The organism is Saprospiraceae bacterium, assembly GCA_016715965.1.
Classification (GTDB): domain Bacteria; phylum Bacteroidota; class Bacteroidia; order Chitinophagales; family Saprospiraceae; genus Vicinibacter.
On record JADJXG010000001.1, the window covers coordinates 2,981,855 to 3,003,955 of the forward strand.

12 protein-coding genes and 1 other RNA gene are annotated in these 22,101 nt (G+C 38.0%); 8 read left to right on the plus strand and 5 right to left on the minus strand.

Annotation, left to right across the window (positions count from 1 at the left end):
- The first annotated feature begins 32 nt into the window (after positions 1–32).
- The 3 genes from IPM48_11385 to IPM48_11395 are packed head-to-tail and all read left to right on the plus strand — an operon-like array spanning position 33 to position 5,571.
- Positions 33–2,774, plus strand: a complete 2,742-nt coding sequence (locus IPM48_11385) for a hypothetical protein (GenBank protein MBK9272187.1) — start codon at positions 33–35, stop codon at positions 2,772–2,774.
- A 31-nt stretch (positions 2,775–2,805) separates the two neighbouring features.
- Positions 2,806–4,839 (plus strand): hypothetical protein, encoded by a 2,034-nt coding sequence (locus IPM48_11390; GenBank protein MBK9272188.1) that lies wholly within the window; start codon positions 2,806–2,808, stop codon positions 4,837–4,839.
- Positions 4,840–4,851: 12 nt separating this feature from the next.
- A complete protein-coding gene (locus tag IPM48_11395; GenBank protein MBK9272189.1) occupies positions 4,852–5,571 on the plus strand; it encodes a methyltransferase in 720 nt (239 codons plus the stop codon).
- A gap of 10 nt (positions 5,572–5,581) precedes the next feature.
- Here IPM48_11395 and IPM48_11400 read toward each other — a convergent pair whose 3' ends face one another.
- On the minus strand, positions 5,582–6,796 hold the full coding sequence (locus tag IPM48_11400) for a 2-oxo acid dehydrogenase subunit E2 (GenBank protein ID MBK9272190.1): 1,215 nt from the start codon (positions 6,794–6,796) through the stop codon (positions 5,582–5,584).
- Positions 6,797–6,946: 150 nt separating this feature from the next.
- Between IPM48_11400 and recR the strand changes: the two genes are divergently transcribed.
- The 4 genes from recR (at position 6,947) to IPM48_11420 (ending at position 12,028) form a co-directional block, all read left to right on the plus strand.
- On the plus strand, positions 6,947–7,570 hold the full coding sequence (recR, locus tag IPM48_11405; protein MBK9272191.1) for a recombination protein RecR: 624 nt from the start codon (positions 6,947–6,949) through the stop codon (positions 7,568–7,570).
- Complete coding sequence (locus IPM48_11410; protein ID MBK9272192.1) at positions 7,567–9,489, plus strand: glycosyltransferase; 1,923 nt, start codon at positions 7,567–7,569, stop codon at positions 9,487–9,489. Before recR ends, IPM48_11410 begins: the two co-directional genes overlap by 4 nt.
- 1 nt (position 9,490) lies before the next feature.
- Complete coding sequence (locus IPM48_11415; protein MBK9272193.1) at positions 9,491–10,672, plus strand: amidohydrolase; 1,182 nt, start codon at positions 9,491–9,493, stop codon at positions 10,670–10,672.
- Between the two features lie 84 nt (positions 10,673–10,756).
- A complete protein-coding gene (locus IPM48_11420; protein MBK9272194.1) occupies positions 10,757–12,028 on the plus strand; it encodes a sigma-54-dependent Fis family transcriptional regulator in 1,272 nt (423 codons plus the stop codon).
- An 89-nt stretch (positions 12,029–12,117) separates the two neighbouring features.
- On the opposite strand, the gene IPM48_11425 is transcribed toward IPM48_11420, so the two are convergent.
- Positions 12,118–12,597, minus strand: a complete 480-nt coding sequence (locus IPM48_11425; protein ID MBK9272195.1) for a sterol desaturase family protein — start codon at positions 12,595–12,597, stop codon at positions 12,118–12,120.
- Positions 12,598–12,655: 58 nt separating this feature from the next.
- Positions 12,656–15,976, minus strand: coding sequence for a HAMP domain-containing histidine kinase (locus IPM48_11430; GenBank protein MBK9272196.1), 3,321 nt, complete (start codon positions 15,974–15,976; stop codon positions 12,656–12,658).
- Between the two features lie 80 nt (positions 15,977–16,056).
- Here IPM48_11430 and rnpB point away from each other — a divergent pair.
- An RNA gene (gene rnpB, locus IPM48_11435) (RNase P RNA component class A) lies at positions 16,057–16,437 on the plus strand.
- 488 nt (positions 16,438–16,925) lie between these two features.
- On the opposite strand, the gene porV is transcribed toward rnpB, so the two are convergent.
- Both porV and porU read right to left on the minus strand, forming a co-directional pair.
- On the minus strand, positions 16,926–18,134 hold the full coding sequence (gene porV / locus IPM48_11440; protein MBK9272197.1) for a type IX secretion system outer membrane channel protein PorV: 1,209 nt from the start codon (positions 18,132–18,134) through the stop codon (positions 16,926–16,928).
- Positions 18,135–18,229: 95 nt separating this feature from the next.
- Entirely contained in the window at positions 18,230–22,081 is a 3,852-nt protein-coding gene (gene porU, locus IPM48_11445) for a type IX secretion system sortase PorU (protein ID MBK9272198.1), read from the minus strand.
- Positions 22,082–22,101: the final 20 nt, after the last annotated feature.

The following is a 22,101-nucleotide window of genomic DNA, read 5'->3' on the forward strand; positions in this document are numbered from 1 at the left end:
AATGTCCTACTTTTGAGGTACAAATTTAACTCATGACGGGCTTTCCGGGTTGTAAAACAGCCGTATTTTATTTACTTTCATCTTGTTGTCTATTTGCTCAGTCATTTTCAGTTTTGGTCTATGAATCCAATCAGGACATTCCGATCGAATTTGTAGAAGTTAGAATGGACGGGGTCTTGCTGGGTCTGACCAATGCGTTGGGGATCTTAAATATTCCCCTGGATAAGAAAGATAATGCATATTCAATTGATTTTTCTAAACTTGGATATTTTACCTTTAGCACGCAAATTACCAATATAAAGGAAGGTCAAACCATTGTGTTCAGGATGTCCAAAGAGGTTGGCGACTATGCTGAAATAGCTACTGTCACCCTTGATGAAGGAGAGGGCAGTGACAATAGAGACTCTGAAGTGTATAGTCTTTTGGCTGCATCCAGAGATCCATTGCTTCAGGCTGGTGCATTCCAATTTGGAATCTTCAGGTTTAGAAACCGCGGTATAGACAATCTGTATAATCAACTGGGATATGAGGGATTTTTACTCAATGACGCAGAAACTGGTTTTATCCCATTTCTTATTTTTTCTGGTCAAAATCAAATTACAAGATATTCTGAAAACAGCATGTCTTACCAAGTAGAAGCAGAAGATTTCGGCTCAGCTGGATTAAACCAATGGATTCAATTTGATCCAAGAACCTACCGACAAGGACTTCACTTAAATTATTCAGTTTCCAATAGATCTTTTACAACTCGACTAGGTCTTCAATATGTCAGACATTGGGGAAAGCAAGGAATCAGTCTGTTGGCTGGGGCAAACCGTCGATGGGCAGATGCTGGTATTTTTCAGGGCAGTTTTTACAATGCATTTGGCAGTTACCTTGGTGTGAGAAAAGAGCTTGGTAAAAGATCAGGACTTACTTTTTTGGGTATTTATTCTCCGGTAGAAAGAGGTAAGAATAGTCCCGGAGTAAGTGAAGTGTATGATTTGAGTGGGGATCCATTGTACAATTCTTATTGGGGAAATCAAGCTGGACAGATTAGGAATTCACGTGTGGCACGTTCTTCTTTCCCTACTTTTTTTCTCAATTTTAATTCTCAATTTTCCTCCAACCTTGCTTTCTATGGAGGTTTGATGGTTCTAAAGGGCAAAAGATCGGATTCAAGCATCGATTGGTACAATGTAGCTGATCCAAGACCGGATTATTATCAGAAGTTGCCAAGTTATGTTCCAGTGACTTTTGTCAAGGACTCCATTGAAAGTCTATGGGAAAACAATGAGTCAATTCGACAAGTAAACTGGGACCGGATCTATCAGGTTAATCGCTCAAATTACCGTACAATATATAATGTAAACGGCACCGATGATAGTTTGTCAGGAAATCGTTCATTGTATATTTTGTCTGAGAGATACAACAATCCCACGGACATTGAATCTTTCATCAGAGCACATCTTAAGTGGGGTCAATTCCAAATGAATGGAGGATACAGAATAGAATACACCACAAAAGAGAATTACTTGCAGGTGGGAGATTTGCTGGGAGGAGATTTTTTCTTGGATAAAGAGAATTTCATTTTAGATCAATCCAAAGCTGATCCGGATATCGCTCAACGGAATAAACTGGTCAGACAAGGAGATAAGTATGGATATCATTATTCATCCAACACTTGGAGGAACAGCCTTTTTGCAAATTTGAAATATCGATCTTCTAATTGGGACTTTCAATCCGGAATAAAATTGGCAATGAGATCGGATCAGCGAATATCTTATTTTGAGAATTCAATTTTTGACCATTCCATTGGTTCATCTGAACGCATTGTTGGTTTTCAATATCATCTAAAATCCGCCGCCACCTTTAAAGTAAACGGAAGAAACTACTTGCGCGCCAGTGTGGCAACTGAATCATTAGCTCCCAACTTCGAACAAATCTTTATCAATCCTGCTTGGCGCCCCGATGTCATTCCGAATTTGGAGAACACGATAGTTTATCATTCCGAAATCGGTTATTTTTACCGCAGCCCTAGCTTTAAGATTCAGATCGGCGCTTTCTTCTCACGCTTCGAGAACCAAATTAGAAACCGCGATTTTTTTCTGGATGAAGCATTGGTGACAGATAGTGACAACAATCTGGCCAGTGGTGGATTGATCAATGGTTTTTACACGGGACTTGATCAACAACATATCGGAATTGAATTTTTTGCACAGCAGAGTTTTCCAATGGGTTTTGATGTTTTATTGGGAGGTCAATTTGGTAGATATGTTTATTGCAGCAGACCTGAATTTCTAATTTTTGATCAGTTCGGTTATAGCTTTTCTTCAGAGAAAATTTACCTGCTCAATTTTTATGTGCCAAATACACCTCAGCATGTTTTAACCACCGGGCTAAAATACAATTTCAAAAGAAATGGATTTGCTCAAATAAACATTTCGTATGCAGACAGAAATTTTGTCGAAATAAATCCTTTGCGCAGGACAGTTGGTTTCGTTGAAAATGTGGAGAGAACGGACCCTTTGTTTCGGCAAATTATCGATCAGGAAAAACTACCCAGTTATTTGGTAGTTGATTGTAATATTTTTAAAAGTTTTAGGATTAGAGATCGTTTTTTTTCTGTAAGTCTGGCTTTAAACAACATCTTAAACAAAACCGGAATGCGATCTGGTGGATTTGAACAGAACAGATTGAATACAGAAGACAGAGACATTGGCCAATTTCCAAATAAGTATTTTAACTTACAGGGATTTAATTTTTTCATCAACCTTAACTTAAGCTTGAATTGATATGAATGCACCATCTATACCATCATCGGCAATGCAATTTTTGAGATTTGCAATTTTGATCATCCCAGTTCTTGCCATTGTATCGTGTCAGATTCAAGATTTTGACGAACCACCTGTTAAAACACATACCATACCCTTTGCAGCGAACAGCAGTATAGCGCATTTAAAATCATTGCACGTGCCGGGCCAATTTGTTGATATTGCAGAAGATCTTAAAATTATTGCGACGGTAATAGCAGATGATCTTTCTGGAAATTTTTATAAAACCCTGGTGGTTCAAGATAGCACTGCCGGAATAGAAATTAAAATCAACAGGACCGGTTTGCATGCCACTTTCCCAGTAGGTTCAAAAATTGGTATAAAATGCAAAGGTTTGACCATTTCGGATTACGCAGGACTCATCCAGTTGGGGCAAGGAAATTATCTGGATGGCAATAACAAGAGACTGGGAAGCATTGAGGATGTTTTATCTGACAGTGTACTTTTTTCTGGACCGCGAGGCAATTTTATAATTCCTGCGGTGAAAACCATACAGTCAATAAGCACTTTTGACATGAGCACCTTGATTCAATTGAACGATATGGAATTTTCCAGAATCTCTTTAGGTGCTACTTACGCAAATGCCACCAATCAAACCACTGTTAATCATATATTGGAAGATTGTAGCGGCAACAATTTGATTCTTAGAACCAGTGGATTTGCCAACTTTGCCAATGTCTTGATACCTGAACTCAATGGTAGTATCACAGGAGTATTGGGTAGATTTAATCAGGACCTTCAGTTATTTATAAGAGATACAGGAGACGTTCAGTTTAACCAAACACCCTGTGGTGGGGGCTCAGGCAATTTGGAATTAAAATCAATTCGCGACATCAGATCACTTTATTCAGGTTCAAACTTAAATATCAATGGAAATTTTAAGATCAAAGGAATTGTGATTTCGGATAGACTTAACAATAACCTGAATGCGAGAAATTTATTTATTCGAGACCAATCAGCAGGGATAATGATCCGATGGAATACAAATCATTCCTTTGATCTGGGAGATGAATTGGAGATCAATTTGCGCGGGCTAGAATTATCTGATTTTAATGGATTGTTGCAAGTTAATAATGTGCCAACCAGCAACGCGAGTTTATTATCAACTGGGCAATCCGTGGTGCCAATAGTTATCAATATATCCAATCTTATTTCGAATTTTGAAATGATGGAAGGTCAATTGGTGCAGATTCGTGCCGCAAAACTTTCAAAATCTTCGGGTACTACTTATGAAAGCAATGTAATCATTAGTGATGCAACTGGCAATCTAAATTTATTTACTTCAAGTGCAGCCACTTTTGCCAGCAGCAATTTTCCGATAGATTCTGTAAACATTACTGCCATCGCATCACAATTTAACAGCCAGCAATTGTTGTTGAGAAATTTGTCAGATGTTGAAATCAGACAGGGTGGGGGAGGTATGGGTCCGGAATTGCGAAGCATTCGGGAAATTAGGAATTTGTTTCAAGGAACAAGGACAGATATCAACGATGATTGGTTTGTAAGAGGCGTAGTTACTTCAGAAAAAAATGCCCTCAACATTGTAGGACAAAATCTTTACTTGCAAGACAGTTCGGCTGCAATTCTCATTAGATTTTCTCAATCCCATAATTTTGATTTGGGAGATGAAATAGAGGTACAGATAAAAGCTGTGGAGCTGTCGGAGTTTAACAATTTACTTCAATTAAACAATGTTCCACTCGGCAATTCAAAGCCCATATCGAAAAATAAACCAATAGTTGCCCGACAAACAACCATTAAAGATATTCTGGAAAACGGTGAAAATTGGGAAGGCGAGTTGGTCAAAATTGTTAATGTCAATATTTCCAAATCTTCAGGTACAACTTATGGTGGCACCATTGTTCTGAATGATATGACAGGATCTATTGATTGCTTCACTAGAACTCAAGCTAATTTCGCCAATCAGAATTTTCCATCATCTGCTAGCGCCATTATTGGCCATGTTGCTCAGTTTGGAAATTCCCGTCAACTTTTGTTGAGAACCTCTGCTGATGTAATCCCTTAATCCAATCTTTTTTTGAGAGGAACCTTTTTATTGCCAGGATTAAAATTGAATTACGATGACAAGGTCATGAGACCAGGTACCGATTCCCTTTTGCTGGGAGCTTGGGCTTCTAAATTGAAATTCCAACATGCTTTGGATTTGGGTTGTGGTATGGGTATAATAGGCTTTATGTTGGCAGCTATAAATCCAATGTCATCCGTTTTAGGGGTCGATTTTGATGTGGATGCATTTAAGATGTGCTTGCAAAATAAGCAATCAAATCCTGAGCTTAAGAATATTCATTTTGAGTTGGATGATTTCCTGGATGACTCTTTCAAGGACAATGGCCCATTTGATTTATTGGTAATGAATCCACCCTATTTTTTGATGGGCCTTGAATCGCCAAATTTGGCAAGGAAATTTCAAAGGCACTGGAACCTAAATCATTTGAGGAAACTATCAAGCCTGTGCAGTAGAATTCTTAGCCCGGAAGGTCAACTTAGATTGGTGCTGCCAGTTAATCTGGAGTCAATCTGGTGTTTTGAGTTGATGAAAAATGGATTTTGTCAAAATGAATCAATAATTGTGAGACATTTGCCAAGCAGTGAATCAAGCCTTTGTTTACTCCAGTTTTCTTTAACAGTTTCCGAATACAAAAGGAGCGAACTTGTATTAAAAAATTCAGTAAATTCTTTCACAGAAGCCTACCGCAATTTTCTGGACTCCTGGTATCTTGACACCTACAATCCATAACTCCAATTATCTATAAAAGCATTGACACAGGATTTTCTAAAATAAATTTCAGGCTTTGCAAAAACTTTGCACCTGTGGCGCCGTCCACAGCCCTATGATCGCAGGATAGACATACTTTTAAGCGATTTGCAATTACAAGTTCATCGTTTTTTACCGCAGGCTTTTTTTGAATGGCTCCTACGGCAAGAATGCAGGCATCCGGTGGATTAATGATGGCTGTGAAGTTTTCAATGTCAAACATTCCCAGATTTGAAATGGAAAAGGTATTGCCTTGCATTTCATCCAAAGAAAGTTTTTTGATTTTAGCCCGCGCTGCTTTATCAGCAATAGTTTCATTAATTTGAGACAAAGTCAATTGGTCCGTGTTGCGGATGACCGGTACCACCAAGCCGTCTTCAATCGCCACGGCCACACCTATATGAATGTCATTATGGTAAATCATTTGATCTCCCTTCCAGGAAACATTAACAGCTGGATTTTGTCTTAAAGCAGCAGCACATGCTTTTACTATAAAATCATTGAATGATATTTTCTGCTTTGCGATGGTATTAATTTGGTTTCTGGCCATAACACATTGATCCATGTCAATTTCCATATTCAGATAGAAATGAGGGGCAGAAAACTTACTTTCAGACAATCTTTGGGCAATGGTTTTTCTCATTTGACTAACTGGTACAAACTGATCACCCATATGGACTTGGAGGCCTGACTTTTGTTTAAAATCAGGGGGTTTAGAGAGGCTTAGTTCTATATCCTTTTTTACAATTCTGCCTTGCTCACCAGTCCCTTTAATTTTTCCAATATCCACTCCAGCATCTTTGGCCATTGATTTGGCCAATGGAGAAGCTTTTATTCTATTCTCTTGTTCTTCAGTAGCTTGGGTAGAATGCACTTCAGTATTGGTTACAGGTGCAGAAACCGAAGGGTTTGTATTTAAGGGCGTACTGTCTTTTAGTGATTTTTTTTGCAAAAGAGGACCGAAATCTTCACCTTTCTGCCCAACAATTGCAATAATGCCGTCAACTTCAACCTGACCCTCTAAAACCTCAATATGTAGAAGCTCACCTTCCTGGAATGCTTCAAGATCCATTGTAGCCTTATCGGTCTCTACTTCTGCCATGACGTCACCCGGCTGAACTTTGTCTCCTACCTTCTTGTGCCAAACCTTAATCACGCCTATCTGCATCGTGTCACTTAATCTGGGCATTCTGATTACTTCAGCCATATATCTTAATTTTGTGTAAGAATTTTGTGATTTCTTGAAAATCCCGTAAAAATAGTGGAATTTATATTAACAATCACTGCAGTTTTGGAATTTGATGAATTGTATTAAATCAAATCCTTATAAATTATACTTTAATGTAATTTTACACCTGTGAAATATACTTCCGAATTGATTAGAGAGGCTGTAGAAGTGCTCAGTACACTCCCCGGTGTAGGTAAAAAATCCGCCATGCGAATGGTCCTGTTTTTGGCAAAACAAGATAAAAGCAGAAGCAAAAGGTTTACACAGACGATTGCAAAAATGTTGGAAGAACTGAAAGAATGTAGTCAATGTTATGCATATTCTGACGATGAGATTTGTGCCATCTGTTCAAATTTGACAAGAGATCAATCGACCATTTGTGTGGTAGAGTCTATAAGAGATTTAATTGCCATTGAGGAGACTCAGCATTTCAAGGGATTGTACCATGTATTAGGAGGATTGATTAGTCCAATGGATGGATTGGGACCGGATCACCTTAATATCGAAAGTCTATTGAGAAGAATAAGGAACAATCAGCCAAAGGAAATTATAATGGCTTTGCGACCTACCATTGAGGGGGATACCACTGTTTACTATATAAACAAACAACCTGAATTGGAGGGGATTTTAATTAGCCAAATTGCTCGCGGCATCTCGTTTGGATCAGAATTGGAGTTTGCAGATGAATTTACTTTAAGCAGGTCCCTGGCAACACGAACCCCTTATACATTAAAGGATAAATTACAGACTTGAAATTAAGCATAATTATCGTCAGTTATAATGTAAGGTTTTTTTTAGAAGAAGCTATTGCATCTGCTTTTAGAGCTGCCGAGGGAATTGAATCCGAAATTATTGTCGTCGACAATGCTTCTGCGGATGATTCTTGTGAGATGATAAGGACACTTTTTCCAAAAGTAAAACTAATTGAATCTGATTTGAATTTGGGATTTGGCAAAGCCAATAATTTGGGTTTAAAAATAGCGACAGGAGAATATATACTTTTTTTAAACCCAGACACCATCGTGGCAGGAGATGCTTTGCAGATTTGCTTATCTTATTTAGAAGAACATCCTGAGTATGGAGCCTGTGGTGTACGGATGTTGGATGGTTCAGGCAAAATTTTACCGGAATCCAAAAGAGGATTTCCCACTCCGTGGGTTTCGTTTTGTAAAATGCTCGGTTTACATAAATTATTTCCTCATTCCAAACTCTTTAATGGTTACTATTTGGGTCATCTGTCTTATGAGGAAAATCAGGATATTGAAGTATTGAGTGGCGCATTTATTTTTGTAAGAAAAAAAGTCCTTGATCAAATCGGAGGATTTGATGAAAAGTATTTTATGTATGGTGAAGATATTGACCTTTCGACCAGAATACTTCGATCTGGATGCAAGATTGCTTATCTGTCTAACGCAAGAATTGTCCATTATAAAGGAGAAAGCACTAAAAAATCAAGCCTGAGTTATTTTAAAAGTTTTTATGAAGCAATGCTTATCTTTTCGGAAAAGTATATGTCTCAAAATAATAAGAGGTGGTTTGTATATTTATTAAAGCTTGCAATTGTACTAAAGGGTATTTTATCTTGGATCAAATCGATTTTGATCAGTTGGCTCATCTTTCTTTTGGACGCAGCGGCATTATTATTGGGTATTTATTTGATCAAAATATTTTGGTCAAAATTTTATTTTCAATCCGATTTCTATTTTGAGGTGGACCGGTTTTGGATAAATGCAGCTTTGTTTACAACAGGATGGTTAATGGCATTTTATTTTAACGGTCTCTATGATGATAGACCAAGCCGCAAATCTCTGATAGTTTCTGCAATTGGTGGATTTATTTTAAACCTCCTTGTATATGCACTTCTACCAGAATCTATGCGCTCTTCTCGTATGATACTACTATTGTCATTTGCATGGGTCTTATTTTATCTTTTGAGCAGCCGATGGTTACTTTATTTAGGATCTCAGAGAAAGAATGGACCAATGGAGATAATTTTAGTGGGCTCAGAAAAGGAGTGTGATACAGCTGAGCAACTCCTCAAGTTTACCTACACAGATTATAGAGTTTTGAAAAGATTATCACCTGAAGCAGCAAGCCTTCTGTCATCAGGTTGGAAAACGCTCATTAGAACTTTAAAGCCCGCTCAGATTATTATTGGTTCTGCCAATCAAAATTTGGAAACAATGATGCAAATCATGGGTGCTCTGCCTGAAAAAACTGAAATCAGATTGTTGACTAACAGTAAAAATGCAATTATTGGAAGCAGTTCCAAAGAATCCCCGGGGGAGTTGCATGCATTGGACTTTAGATATCACATTGAACTAACATCCTATAAACGACAAAAAAGGTGGTTTGATCTTTTTTTCTCTTTTTGGATTGTTGCATTTTTACCAGTTTTTATTTTTTTACAAAAGGAAAAAATGCAGTTTTTATCAAATATTTATCTTGTGATCAGCGGTAAAAAATCCTGGGTAGGTCTTCCACACGATTTTACCCACAAGATGTCAATATCTAATTTGAAAATTGGCGTATTGACAGCCTTGCCTTTCGGCCAAAATGTGGAGAATCACCTTTTTTCGGAGCAGTATTTGATCCATTACGCCCTTTATTATTCGGTGTGGATGGATTTAGACATCTGCATCAGAAATATTCAATCATTAGACAAGCACTGATATGCATCCATCTATATTAAAACAGTTTTTAAAGGAGATTGAAACAGATCTGATCGCCATTCGAAGAAATTTTCACGCTCATCCTGAACTCTCTTTTGCAGAGAGAAATACTTCTCTTCTCATTCAGACATGCCTAAATCGCTGGAACCAGTCCTTTACAAATGGTTGGGCTGGGCATGGGATTGTTGGATTAATTGAAGGGGAAGCTGGGCCAAGCGATAAAGTAGTTTGTATCAGAGCAGACATGGATGCCCTGCCAATACAGGAGAAAAATGATTTGGATTACAAATCCACCTTTCCGGGAATTATGCACGCATGTGGTCATGATATGCATATGAGCTGTCTGCTTGGGGCCATATATGCCCTTCAAAAATCCAAATCAAATTGGGCTGGGACGGTAAAATTTATTTTTCAACCCGGTGAAGAACAATTGCCTGGTGGTGCTTCAATAATGATTTCCGAGGGTGTGCTAAAAGATCCTGCTGTACATGCTGTGATAGGATTGCATGTACAACCCAATTTAGAAGTGGGTAAAATAGGTATTTGTCCGGGTCCAAGTATGGCCTCTTCAGAAGAGATTTTCATTGAATTGACTTCTCAGGGAGGACATGCAGCCATGCCTCACCTTGTGGGGGACCCTGTTTTTGCCTCTGCAAAGCTGATATCTGGGGTTCAAGAGCTCTTAAGTAGGACAAAACCACCTCTTGTGCCCGCAGTTGTAGGGTTTGGGAAAGTAACTACTGAGGGAGGGGCAACCAATGTGATACCCCAAAGGGTATTGCTGGAAGGAACTTTCAGGACGCTTGATGCTGCCTATAGGGAATTATTCTGTGCCATGCTTCCAGGGTTTATTGATTCGATGACTTCCTCATTTCAAGTGGGGTCTAAAACAAAATTGGTCAAAGGTTATCCTGTATTGGTCAACGATCCACATTTGGCAAAAATTTGGAAAGAATCCGCTATACAATATACAGATAATGAGTCTGTTGTGGAAATTTCACCAAGACTTACAGCTGAAGATTTTGCCAGATATTCGGAGATTGTTCCGGGCTGTTTTTTCCGATTGGGCACGGGTCCTTCTGCCAATGTGCACAGTCCTGAGTTCGTCGCAGATGATCGTGCAATTGTCATTGGGGCGGGTGTCATGGGCCATGCGGCGATCCAATTTTTACAAAACGTATAAAATATTTTCATAATTTGTAAGAATATATTATTCAAATTATTATCTTTGCCTCTGTTTTAAAATCAAGAATAAGAATTTAAACTAATGGCAAGAATTCTAATTGTGGATGATGAACAAAGTATCCGCAGGGTCTTAAAGGATATTTTGGAACTGGAAAAGTATCAGGTAGAAGAAGCTGTAGATGGCCTTGACTGTCTGGTTAAACTAAAGCAACATGAATACGATGCAATTATTTTGGACATTAAGATGCCCAAAATGGATGGTATGGAAGCTTTGGAGAAAATACAGACCCTGGCCCCGGATACGCCTATTGTGATGATCAGCGGTCACGCCACCATTGATACGGCAGTTGAGGCTGTCAAGAAGGGTGCTTATGATTTTATATCAAAACCCCCTGATTTAAATAGACTTTTAATTACCCTCCGCAATGCGATTGACAAATCCTCATTAATTAGTGAGAAAAAATTTTTACAAAAGAAAGTATCCAAGTATAAAACTCAGGAGATCGTCGGAGAATCTAAATCCATCCAGAAAGTGCGTGAAACGATAGATTTAGTGGCTCCTACGGACGCACGTATTTTAATCACTGGACAAAATGGAACTGGCAAAGAATTGGTGGCGCGATGGATTCATGAAAAAAGTCATCGGGCAAAAGGAAATATTGTTGAAGTAAATTGCGCAGCAATCCCTTCAGAATTGATTGAAAGTGAGTTGTTTGGCCATGAAAAAGGCTCTTTTACCTCTGCCATCAAACAGCGCTTGGGGAAGTTTGAACTCGCCAATGGCGGGACCTTGTTTCTGGATGAAATTGGAGATATGAGCTTGTCGGCCCAAGCTAAGGTGTTGCGTGCCTTGCAAGAAAATAGAATCACCCGGGTAGGAGGGGACAAGGAAATTCCGGTGGATGTCAGGGTTGTTGCTGCCACCAACAAAGATTTACGCGAAGAGATCTCAAAGGGAAAATTTAGAGAAGACTTATACCATCGGTTGGCAGTAATTATTATTGAGGTGCCTTCACTCAACGATCGGGTGGAAGACATTCCTGTTTTAGCCGAGCATTTTATGGAACACATTTGTCATGAATATGGATTGGCCCTTAAGAAAATAGATGAGTCTGCTTTGGAAGAACTAATGAAATACAATTGGACCGGAAATATTCGCGAATTACGCAATGTAATCGAACGATTGATTATTTTAAGCAAACAAAAAATCACAAGAAAGGAAGTTTTGGATTTTGTAATACCTGCCAGTCAAAGAAATCTCAAATTTAAAGAATTATTTGAGCAGTTTGATACTGTTCAGGAGTTGAATGAATTCATTAAAAAAGAATTCGTGGCTTATAAAGCGGAGTTGTAATTAACCCTCCGGGTGGAATGGAATAATATGGATGAGTGATCAGATCACATGTTGAAATGTCTACGCACCAATTTAGTTTCCTTCCATTTTCAAGAAACTGATTTTTCCCGTTTCTTATAATATTTGGGATGAACCAACAGCATGCCAAATGATTCACAGGATTCTTTGGTGGTCTTGGCATGATGTGCGCCGTGTGCCCTTAAAATGGCTTTTGAGTAAGGGTTATCCAATTGTTTGAACCATTGAAATCGCCTGTGAATGTATACATCATGAACAAGAAAATAGCATACTCCGTAGATTGAAATTCCAATACCAATGAAAAGTAACCAGGTATATTCAGCAACCAGTGAGCCAATCAGATAGCAAAAAAAGCTGGGAATGGCAAAGACCAAAAAGAATCGATCATTTCTCTCCCAAAATCCGGTTTTTGAGTGATGTGGCTTGTGGTGGTCTTCGTGCCAGGACCACAAAAAACCATGCATGATGTACTTATGAGTAAACCAAGCCATAAATTCCATTCCAAAAAATGCACCAACCACACAAATTAAATACAAAACCCAAACAGCCATCTGGTGTAAATTTTTTATTTAAAACAACAATTGTGCAGAGTTGGTTTAGGAGAATGCCTCAATCCTGACCCTCGTTTTTCATGATAGGCAGGCTCACAAAGAATTCAGTACCAACAGTCTCTTGAGTCTCAAAATAAATCGCTCCGTTGACAGACTCTACGATCTGTCGACACATGGCCAAGCCTAAACCGGTTCCGGAGCTTTTGGTGGTAAAATTTGGCAGGAAAACTTTGTCTTTCATGTCAATGGGAATGCCTATACCATTGTCTTTTATTTTAATAAGAGCAGATGGTGGGTCGCACAGCAAGACAATCTCAATTTTTCCCCGCCGATGTTCAGGTATTGATTGAATGGCGTTGTTAATCAAATTATTGAGTACTCTCATTAGTTGATTTTTGTCGCAAAATACATAACACTCATCAATTGGCACCGTTAGGAAAATATCAAGATCATCTCTTTTTCTATACAAATCATGGACATGAGAAATGAGTTCATTTAATAAAATTTTCTCGTGGACACCTTGAGGCATTTTGGCAAAATTTGAAAATTCAGTGGCTATTTGAGTGAGTCCATCGATTTGTTCCAAAATGGAGTGACTGACTTTTTGAGCCATTTCTCCAATGTCACGGTCTCCCGATTTAATTCTTTGTAATAAATATTGAATATTTAATTTCATCGGGGTCAAAGGATTTTTTATTTCATGGGCCACTTGTTTGGCCATTTCTCGCCAGGCGTTATCCCTTTCAGATTTTGCCAATAACTCTGCAGATTCGTCAATCTGGCTTACCATGCGATTGTAATCCTGTATCAGATCCCCAATTTCATCCTGACTTTCCCATTCCAATGTGTCATTCCTTTTTCCGAGACGCATTGATTTTATTTTTTCACTCAACACTTCGAGTGGAGATGTTATCGAGTTTGCCAACAATGTGGCTAAAGATGCAGCGATCAGAAATAGAAAAACATAAATGTTTAATAAGGTATTGATTAAATTGGTTAAACGGTTTTCGGTAGAACTTTCAGAACCATGAAAGCTTGACATCTCGATCGTCCCCAACCTGATACTGTTAAAAAAAATATTCTTGTAAGCGTACAGTTTTTCTTCATGGTCTGGTAGGGAGATCCTTTTGATAATGATATCAGATATGCTAAATGGGTAGAAAAAATAAAATTCCGGATTACAAAGTTTTATCTTTGAATCGCTAGCTGCAGGATTGGCAAATACCGGGACCTGATATCCCTGATTGTCATAGAATTCCAGACTATAATCAAAAAGTGAAGAAGTGGTTTTGATTTGTTCCCTCAAAAGAAACTTTGCGTCTTCCTGCTCCTTGACATTTTGAATGCTTTGTTCAAGAAATGTGCTTAAATACCTCAGTTTGTTAAATAATGATTCCTCGCTAATCTGTTGCTCTGATCTTCTGGTAAAGAAAACAGTAACCATCGCAATAATAATAAAACTGAATACGATTCCAAGGATTATGTAAAATTGAATTTTGGTCCGCAAGGAGGGTTTGGATTCTACCTGGATATTTAAACCTTCCGGTAGAATCGGATACCGTTGGTGCAACAGGCTTATTAAGTAGGATAATATGATAAGAATGGTAAATAGATAGGAAAAAAGAGAAATACTCTTTACCAGCGTGGGTAATTCATGTCTTAATACAACGATATGTTCTTTGCTGAATCTATGTATCCACAGCTCTGATTGTTGAACACGGACAATGCGTGAATTTTCTTTTTTTAAATTCCTAATACAAAATTGGTAATCCGGTGAATCAAACCCAGAACTGTATTTAAGGGATTTATTCTCAAATAGAAACAAGTCAAAACCCATGTCAAGGGAAAGACTGATCAGTTGATTGAGATCAATTTCTGAAGTAGCGAGACTATCGTTGCGCTGAACGATTTGCTGAATACTTTGGTTTGCAATTTGTTCCTTTTCTTTTCGCTTCCGGATATTCTGATAGTGGAATACAAGTCCGGATGTAATGACAGAGATGATGAGTAACCAACTGATCAACCACATTGAACTTGCCTGCTTGTATTCTACGAAATAGTCAAAAAGCCAAACAATTATCGAAGCACCAAGAATGAATGTGACTGGATGAATTTCTGTTTTGAGATATAAAATAAAAGGCAGAAAAAAAACGACAGAACACAAATACATCAAAAATCTGGTTCTAAGCTTCAGTCGAAAGCTAAACGTACTTTGGAATAATTTATGTGAGATTAAAAAGACAGAAATAATGATCAATAGCAAGCTCAGTAAGATCAGGTAATTCTCAACCGGCATAAAGATCGTCTTTTGTAGTTCAAAAACAATCTGAGATTTTACAAAAATGGTTTTGAAAAAACTGACATAAAATAGAAGGGCAAGTAAAATGGTGACGTAGTTCAAAATGGGAATAAGCTGCCTGGTAAATGCTTTTTGAGTTAAATCAAATTCAGGCAAACTAAAATACCTGTGGTATAGATAGGATAAATGGAATATGATGAAAGAGAATACAATCAATTCAAATAAAGTATATTCGAAGAGTATGGACTGGATTCTGAATTTTGTAAAAATGCTATTGAAATATTCAGGATCCTGAACCAACCAGTGGGCCAAGCTGGAGGTTGTCACAATCCCCATAAAAATGGAAAGGAATCCCCAACTGATCCATTTTCTTTCAAAAAATAGTTTTGCAAATTTATGTACCGGATAATAGAATACAAGCAATAGTAGAATGTAAAATAAAATAATTGTTTCTGAAAATTCTTTGGAAAGCCCAATGCCAATATGATTGACAAATCCAATTTGTTTTTTTTGCAAGTTGAAAATGGGCAGTTGATTTTTGTTGGATCTTTCTAATGTAATGTAGGGAGAATCTTTTATTGACGTTAATGGATTTGGAAGTTTGGAGTAAAGTATAAAACATAATTCAAAATTCGGAAAAGAAATATTTTGTCTTACTCCATAGTAGTTTTCATTGTGAATGGTAAAAAGTCCATCCCCGGATTCTGTCAGACAAGGACACCATTGAGGATCAAAGTAGCTTTCAGTCCGATGCCAATAAAGTAAATTACCTCCTTTGCAAAACACCAGATGGCTATTCTCATATTGCTTCTTGTCTTTTAAAAGGAGTGAAATTCTCTCATAGATTTGATTGGATTGATCGGAACTCCATTGTACCGATTTTAGCAATTTTGTGAGATATCCGGATAACTCTTCTGTTTCATGGATTTTTGATTCAATTTGAGATTTGTATTGGTGTCCGAGATCGTGCTGGAGGAGCTGATAATTTCGTTCATACAGTTTGCCAATAGCCACCATCAATAAGCCAATGGCCCATAAATAGTACCAGTGACCAAATCGCTTGAATGCTAGTTTATCCAATATCACCGCATAAAGTTAAAACATTATACATTTACATTATTTATAATGTGAAAATCTTTTAGGAATTAGTTACATTTGCAACGGAGTCAGGGTCCATCGCTCCGTGAAGACGGGGAGGAAAGTCCGGACAACATGAGGGATCACACCACCTAACGGGTGGGTTCTGCAGATATGCAGAAACAGATAGTGTCACAGAAACTAAACCGCCACGCCATTGGCGTGGTAAGGGTGAAAATGTGCGGTAAGAGCGCACAGGTGTAGTTGGTAACAATGCATCTGATAAACCTTGTGAGTTGAAATGCCATGTATATCCGTTGGAAGCAATTGCTTCCCAGTTCCTCGACTGTGCTCTTGGGCATGCGGAAGGGTAGGCAGATAGATTTTGTCAGTAATGACAAAACCAGATAAATGATGGACACCCTTTAAGGGAACAGAATCCGGCTTATACTGACTCCTTTTTTTATAAATATTGACTTATTGTTCCGCACAATGCCTAAGTTCAGAACCATTGAAGCATCAAAGTCTCTTGAGCTTGCTTTCTTTGATTAAACATTTTTGATTTTTGCAGAATATACTCCATCGATAAAACTGAATCCTTTTGTCGCAATTATCAAATTTGAATTTTAAACCATTGTTGCTTTGATATTTTGAAAAACCCTTAATTTATGATTGCAAGTTCGATTAGAATTTGAAAGTTTTTTATTGCAATGTTGATCAGGAGAATTTCACTGATTGCTTGATTTTGATGCAATCCGCCAAAAAAAATTCATTGTATTGTTTTATAAAGTAAAGTATCGTCATCAACGAATAGTCGTTTTGATATCTTGACATTGTTAGCACATGTTTCATTTAACCATTTTGAACAGGTGGTTCAATAATCAACCAAATTGAAAAGAGAAATCTTCAATCCGCCATTTCGAATGGATAAAAATAAGAACGATTGACTTATTTAATTTTCTTCGCCTTGTTTAGCTCCTAGATCAAAAATGAAAGTAAATCGCAAGGTATTTGCCAATGGGCTTCTATTTATATTGGTTGGCACCAAATAAGAAATATTAATTGAGAAAACATTGTATTTTACTCCACAACCCAATGAGAAAAATTTTCGATTACCCTTTAAAGCATGTTCGTAGAAATACCCCATTCTCACAGCGAACTGTTTGTCATACCAGTATTCCAGAGCTGGATGGATGGTAACCTCTTGCATTTCTTCTGTAAATCCTCCTACTGCATCCGAAAATGAGCCAAACACACCACTAAACAAAGGTCTCTCTCTGATATCGGCGATTTTGTTATTGTTGGCATCAAAATCTGGATGACCTTGTGGAATTGTGGAAGGAACCATTAGTTTGTTAAAATCGAGAATTAGATTTAAGCTATTGTAATCATCAAAATTCATCTCGTAATTGGCACCAATGCCAAAATTGGTGGGGATAAAGTCTCTTGTTGTTGATTTGGTGTAAGTTACTTTAGCTCCCAGATTGGTTATCGCAGCACCTAAACTGAGGTAATTTCTCCTTCCAGATGAACCTGCAGGCCCCTTGTAAAAAACACCAATATCTGCTGCAAACGTCCTCGCAGGAAATATTTGCGTTCCTGAAACCGTCCTTCCTGTAGCGAGACTAGATAAAGCAAATTTACCGCTAAGACTTGCGGACAATCTGGGTGTCAGTTTTCTGGCATACGCGGCAGTGATTTCAATTTCGTTTGGACGACCTGTACCAAGATCATTGCCAAATTCATCCCGGAAATCGATCGAACCCAGGGAAAAATATCGGATGGCACCCCCCACCGCTTGATCATTCCCTGCTTTATAATAGCCGGAAAGGTAGAGCAAATAAATATCGTCAATGTTTAGATTGCGCAACCAGGGAGAAAGGGTCGCTGAAACTGCAAATTTGTTTTCTACAAAGGCAAGTTTGGCAGCGTTGAAATGCATTGAATTTGGGTCAGGGCTAGTAGCCAAACCTGCATCACCTATACCACCGGCTCTTGCATCAGGATTAATGTGCATAAATGGAAGTGCTGTAAGTATCGTATTGGTGACACATTCACCGGTAGCCTGATCGATGATACAATTTTTCCTGTCGTCCCATTGCTGTGCATGAAGCAAGCCATTGAAGAACACGCAGGTGGATATGATAAAGAATTTTCTCATTGGACTTCTAAAATTTTTGCAAAATTATGATTTTCTGGAATATTACAAATAATAAATACTTATGATCTATCTATTTAATAAAGTTTATTGGGGTTTTATCTCAGGATTACTAATTTTTGAAAATCACTGGATTTATTGAATTGGATCTCATTGTCGTTGGAACTCACCCTTATTTGGTACAAATAAACACCATTGGCCAAGGGGGTGCCCAAGTCGTCGGTGCCATCCCATTCCAATTCTTCATACCGGTAACCGGTCAATTGAATTTGTTTTTCAATGGTTTTGACCATTTTGCCTGTGATGGAATAAATAGGAACAGTAATCAACATACCAAGTCCGCTCACATTTGTTTCAAATTGGAAACGGGTCCATGCATTAAATGGGTTGGGGTAATTTAGAACTCGATCCAGAATAAAATCGGATTCATCCACCACATGGAATTCAATTTCAGCGGTTCCCATGTTATTGGTAATATCCCAAGCTACAAGACTGAGAGTGTGTTTACCTGCAGCCAAATTCTTGAGAGGGTAACTTACTTCACCCTCCTGAAAGTTATTAAGTTTGGTTTTATAGAAGCTATTTAGAATAATTGGGTTATCGGAATTGCGGTCCAAAATAGCTACTAAATCATGGCCAATGGAATTACCGGTTACATTGATCCCCATATCATCAAACAATTTGGCATAAATTTTTGGATTTTGGTCGGTAATACCTCCGCTGACAAATTGGTCGTCATTGATAAATAATTGAATCACGGGCGGCTCGTCCTCTGCAATTCCCCCAGTGGAAACTCCGCCAACAACAATTGAATTGTTAAATCCCGCGGCGTCCCTGTTTGTTTGGTCCGAAGCATACAAACTTATCTTTCCATTGCCATATGCATAATTGATGTCTTTCGGGACGACGAAAGAAAATTCCCATTCTCCATTCTTTACTTCTGTATTTCCCTTAAATAGGATATTTTTTTGAACCTTAAAATTTTGAATTCTGCTACCGGCATCATTCCCCCTTGTTTTTAGTTCAATTACTTTGTCAAAAACGGTGGCGACCAGCGTGCCATTGAAATCACTGATCAATTCTTTGTTTTCATCGAGAATACGTCCTTTGAAAGTTACGGTACTCAATGCACTGATTGTGTCAGTGGCTTCTTGTATAGGCTTTCCATTCATCGAGACGATTTCTATATCGTTTTTCGGATAGGCCAGGGTTTGTGATGGATCGCCAAAGAGCATAAATTTGCGGGCATTTGTTGTAAAAAAGCCTCCTGAATTCGCATTCTTTGATTTGGCGAGAACCTCACCAAGGGTTAAGTATTTTCCATTTTCTTTTTTCCTGATGAATTTAAAAACCGCATTGGTCAATTGATAATTGTCATTGGCGTAAACAGGTCTGACAGTAGAAAATAATCCGATTGTACCACCTTTGATCAAAGTGGTTTGCTGCCCGGCACTGGTTATTTTTGGATCGTCAAAAGTAGTGAAGGTACAGGTCGCAGTGATCATCAAAAACATTTTATCCTGATTGTCCCATGTGTTGATATCAGGAACCTGTAACACTCTTTCCTGAGCCAATCCGGTTGGCCCCCCGTGTCCCAAATAGGTCATAATCAGATTTCCGGAAAACACAGAAGCATTGATCGCTTTATTGACTTCAGGAAAACGATTTCCACCCGGTGTCGTTACCTGTTCGTAAGCATCCAGATAAATTTTTTCGTGGTTGTATAACAAATCCTGTTGGTGAAAATCATCACTTACCCGATTTACATCTACCATGTGAATATTACCATCTTCGTCATCTCCAATGAAAGACATTTTTAATCTCCAGTCCTCCATCATTTTTGGATCGGTATCGTATTTTATAATTTTATCGACTTGATTTTTGGCTTCTTCTGCAGACCTCGCTAATATACGCCCAACATAAAGATCCAAAAGACCTGACAGAGATTTTCCTTCATTTTCATCCATCAGGGCAAAATAGTCATCTGAAGGAAACCCATCGATGGGATCAAGGGATTGATTTGTCTGAAAAGTTGGGACAAAATTATTATCAGGATAGCGATTGTTATTAATGTAGCGGTAATCAAATGTGGCATTTCCCATCAGAATCACATATCTAAAATTGGGACCTCTTGTATAAAGCATTCTTAGAAAATCCCGAAGTGCGGTAGGATCTTTGGAGCCTGAACCAAATTCTTCATAGATCTGATCAATCGGAACCACTGCTCCTTTCAAATTGGAAAAATTGGATCTGTGATTAAATAATCGGATGGCATCAGATTCAAAGATTTCAGGGTACACAACCACAAAATCCAGTTTGTCCAAAGAGTGGATGTTTTGATTTTCAATGAGGCCAATATATTCAGGAGAATTTTGAATGGCATTTGTATTGATTAAAAAATAGGACTTGTATTGATCTTTGGATGCGTCAATGAATTGGATGGAAGAACCTTGCGATTCAAAATTAATTTGAACTGGTCTGAGTGGATCAGTCACATTCCAAATCATAGTATTGGAATTGGCCTGGTGTTGTATGTTATATTGACTGAAATTAAATTGAGCTGCATTTGGATCAAAAATAAAGAGCGGTTCATTCTGATAAGCCAGTCGTCGCCATGCAGTTAATTGAATATAATCCAACCAACCATTTGAACTGGAAGAGATCGAAGGGAAATTTATTTTTACCCGGGCCAAATCTTCTTTCAAATCAATTTCATCAGAGATAGAATTATAGGCAGCATAAGTGGATGTGCAGCTATAATTAATGGTTCCTAAAAATTTAGACACCGTTTGATTGTTGACATTAATGTGAAGTTGAGTGGACCTGTCAGATCTGGAGGCAAAACCGGCTTTTAGTTTTACTTTTTTGGTAAAATCCACTCCGGTAAAACTAAAAAAATTACCAAGATCCAGGCTCCTGCTGTTGCTCAGGTCTTCTCCAAACCACTGCTGCCCTGTACCATGGGTGCAATCTCCAAGGTCCAAAAGATTGTTGAGTTCCTTTTGATAGTGTAGGCAATGTAAGCCCAGTTGTGTTTGATATTCAGGCTGAAAATTGTTTTCAATCTTTTCAATTCTGAGACCGGGTGTATTGTCAATTTTTATATAATAATAACTCTTAAAACTATAAGGATTTTTTGTCATTTCAAAATCCGAACTCAAATCAGAATACTTCAGAAGATCAGGGCCGGTGGCGTAAAATAAAATAAAATCTTGATCATTAAATACTCCATCTTCTGCACCGGAAACAAAAATGTGATTTTCAGCCAAATCATCTTCTCTCGGCACATCATTCCCTTCCGGTAGTTTAGTTCCTCCATTTCCAAACAAATGAATATGGTTTGGATTGATCCCTGTGAGGTTGATTTTTAAATTTTTTTCGAGGTATGATTTGTCCATTTTATAAAACCCCGCTTTGTCAACGGCAATTTTATAGATATTGCCACTTTCCAACACGGAATGCCGGGTATATTCCGGGCTGTTCCTCGTTTGCGTCAGAGGATTGTTTTCGAAGAGAATTTCTATTTTGAATTCAAGCAATCTTTCAAATTTGCCATCGGCAAGTTTTCGAACTGGATGAATGGCGATCACCGATTTATACTGATTTCGTTCTTTCAAAACTTCGCCAGAATGTAAATATTCTGTTTGGATGGACAAATTTGTTGCTTCCAATGAAGCTTGGGAAACTTCAAATGACTCAACCGATATTGGATACAATCTAGTGGTTACTTTGCCAGAACGCTCAACAGGGATTTCTATACGATAAATTGGAATTCTTGGATCAGATTGAGCCCTGTGCGCGCCTTGAAATATACCAAGTGGATTGAAAATTTCTTGATTCACAGAACTACCCAGAGGTAGCCAATTTAGTTTTGGTTGGTAGCTATATATTTGTTGGGATGATAAAATATAAGGACTAAAAAGTAATATAACTTTTAATAAAAGATTCATGACAGGGCTGATTGATTTAC

Excerpts from the sequence above, each read along its gene's own strand:
- IPM48_11400 (MBK9272190.1), bottom strand. The coding sequence starts at position 6,796 with ATGGCTGAAGTAATCAGAATGCCCAGATTAAGTGACACGATGCAGATA.
- IPM48_11415 (MBK9272193.1), top strand. The coding sequence starts at position 9,491 with ATGCATCCATCTATATTAAAACAGTTTTTAAAGGAGATTGAAACAGAT.
- porU (MBK9272198.1), bottom strand. The coding sequence starts at position 22,081 with ATGAATCTTTTATTAAAAGTTATATTACTTTTTAGTCCTTATATTTTA.
- IPM48_11390 (MBK9272188.1), top strand. The coding sequence starts at position 2,806 with ATGCAATTTTTGAGATTTGCAATTTTGATCATCCCAGTTCTTGCCATT.
- porV (MBK9272197.1), bottom strand. The coding sequence starts at position 18,134 with ATGAGAAAATTCTTTATCATATCCACCTGCGTGTTCTTCAATGGCTTG.
- IPM48_11385 (MBK9272187.1), top strand. The coding sequence starts at position 33 with ATGACGGGCTTTCCGGGTTGTAAAACAGCCGTATTTTATTTACTTTCA.
- IPM48_11425 (MBK9272195.1), bottom strand. The coding sequence starts at position 12,597 with ATGGCTGTTTGGGTTTTGTATTTAATTTGTGTGGTTGGTGCATTTTTT.
- IPM48_11420 (MBK9272194.1), top strand. The coding sequence starts at position 10,757 with ATGGCAAGAATTCTAATTGTGGATGATGAACAAAGTATCCGCAGGGTC.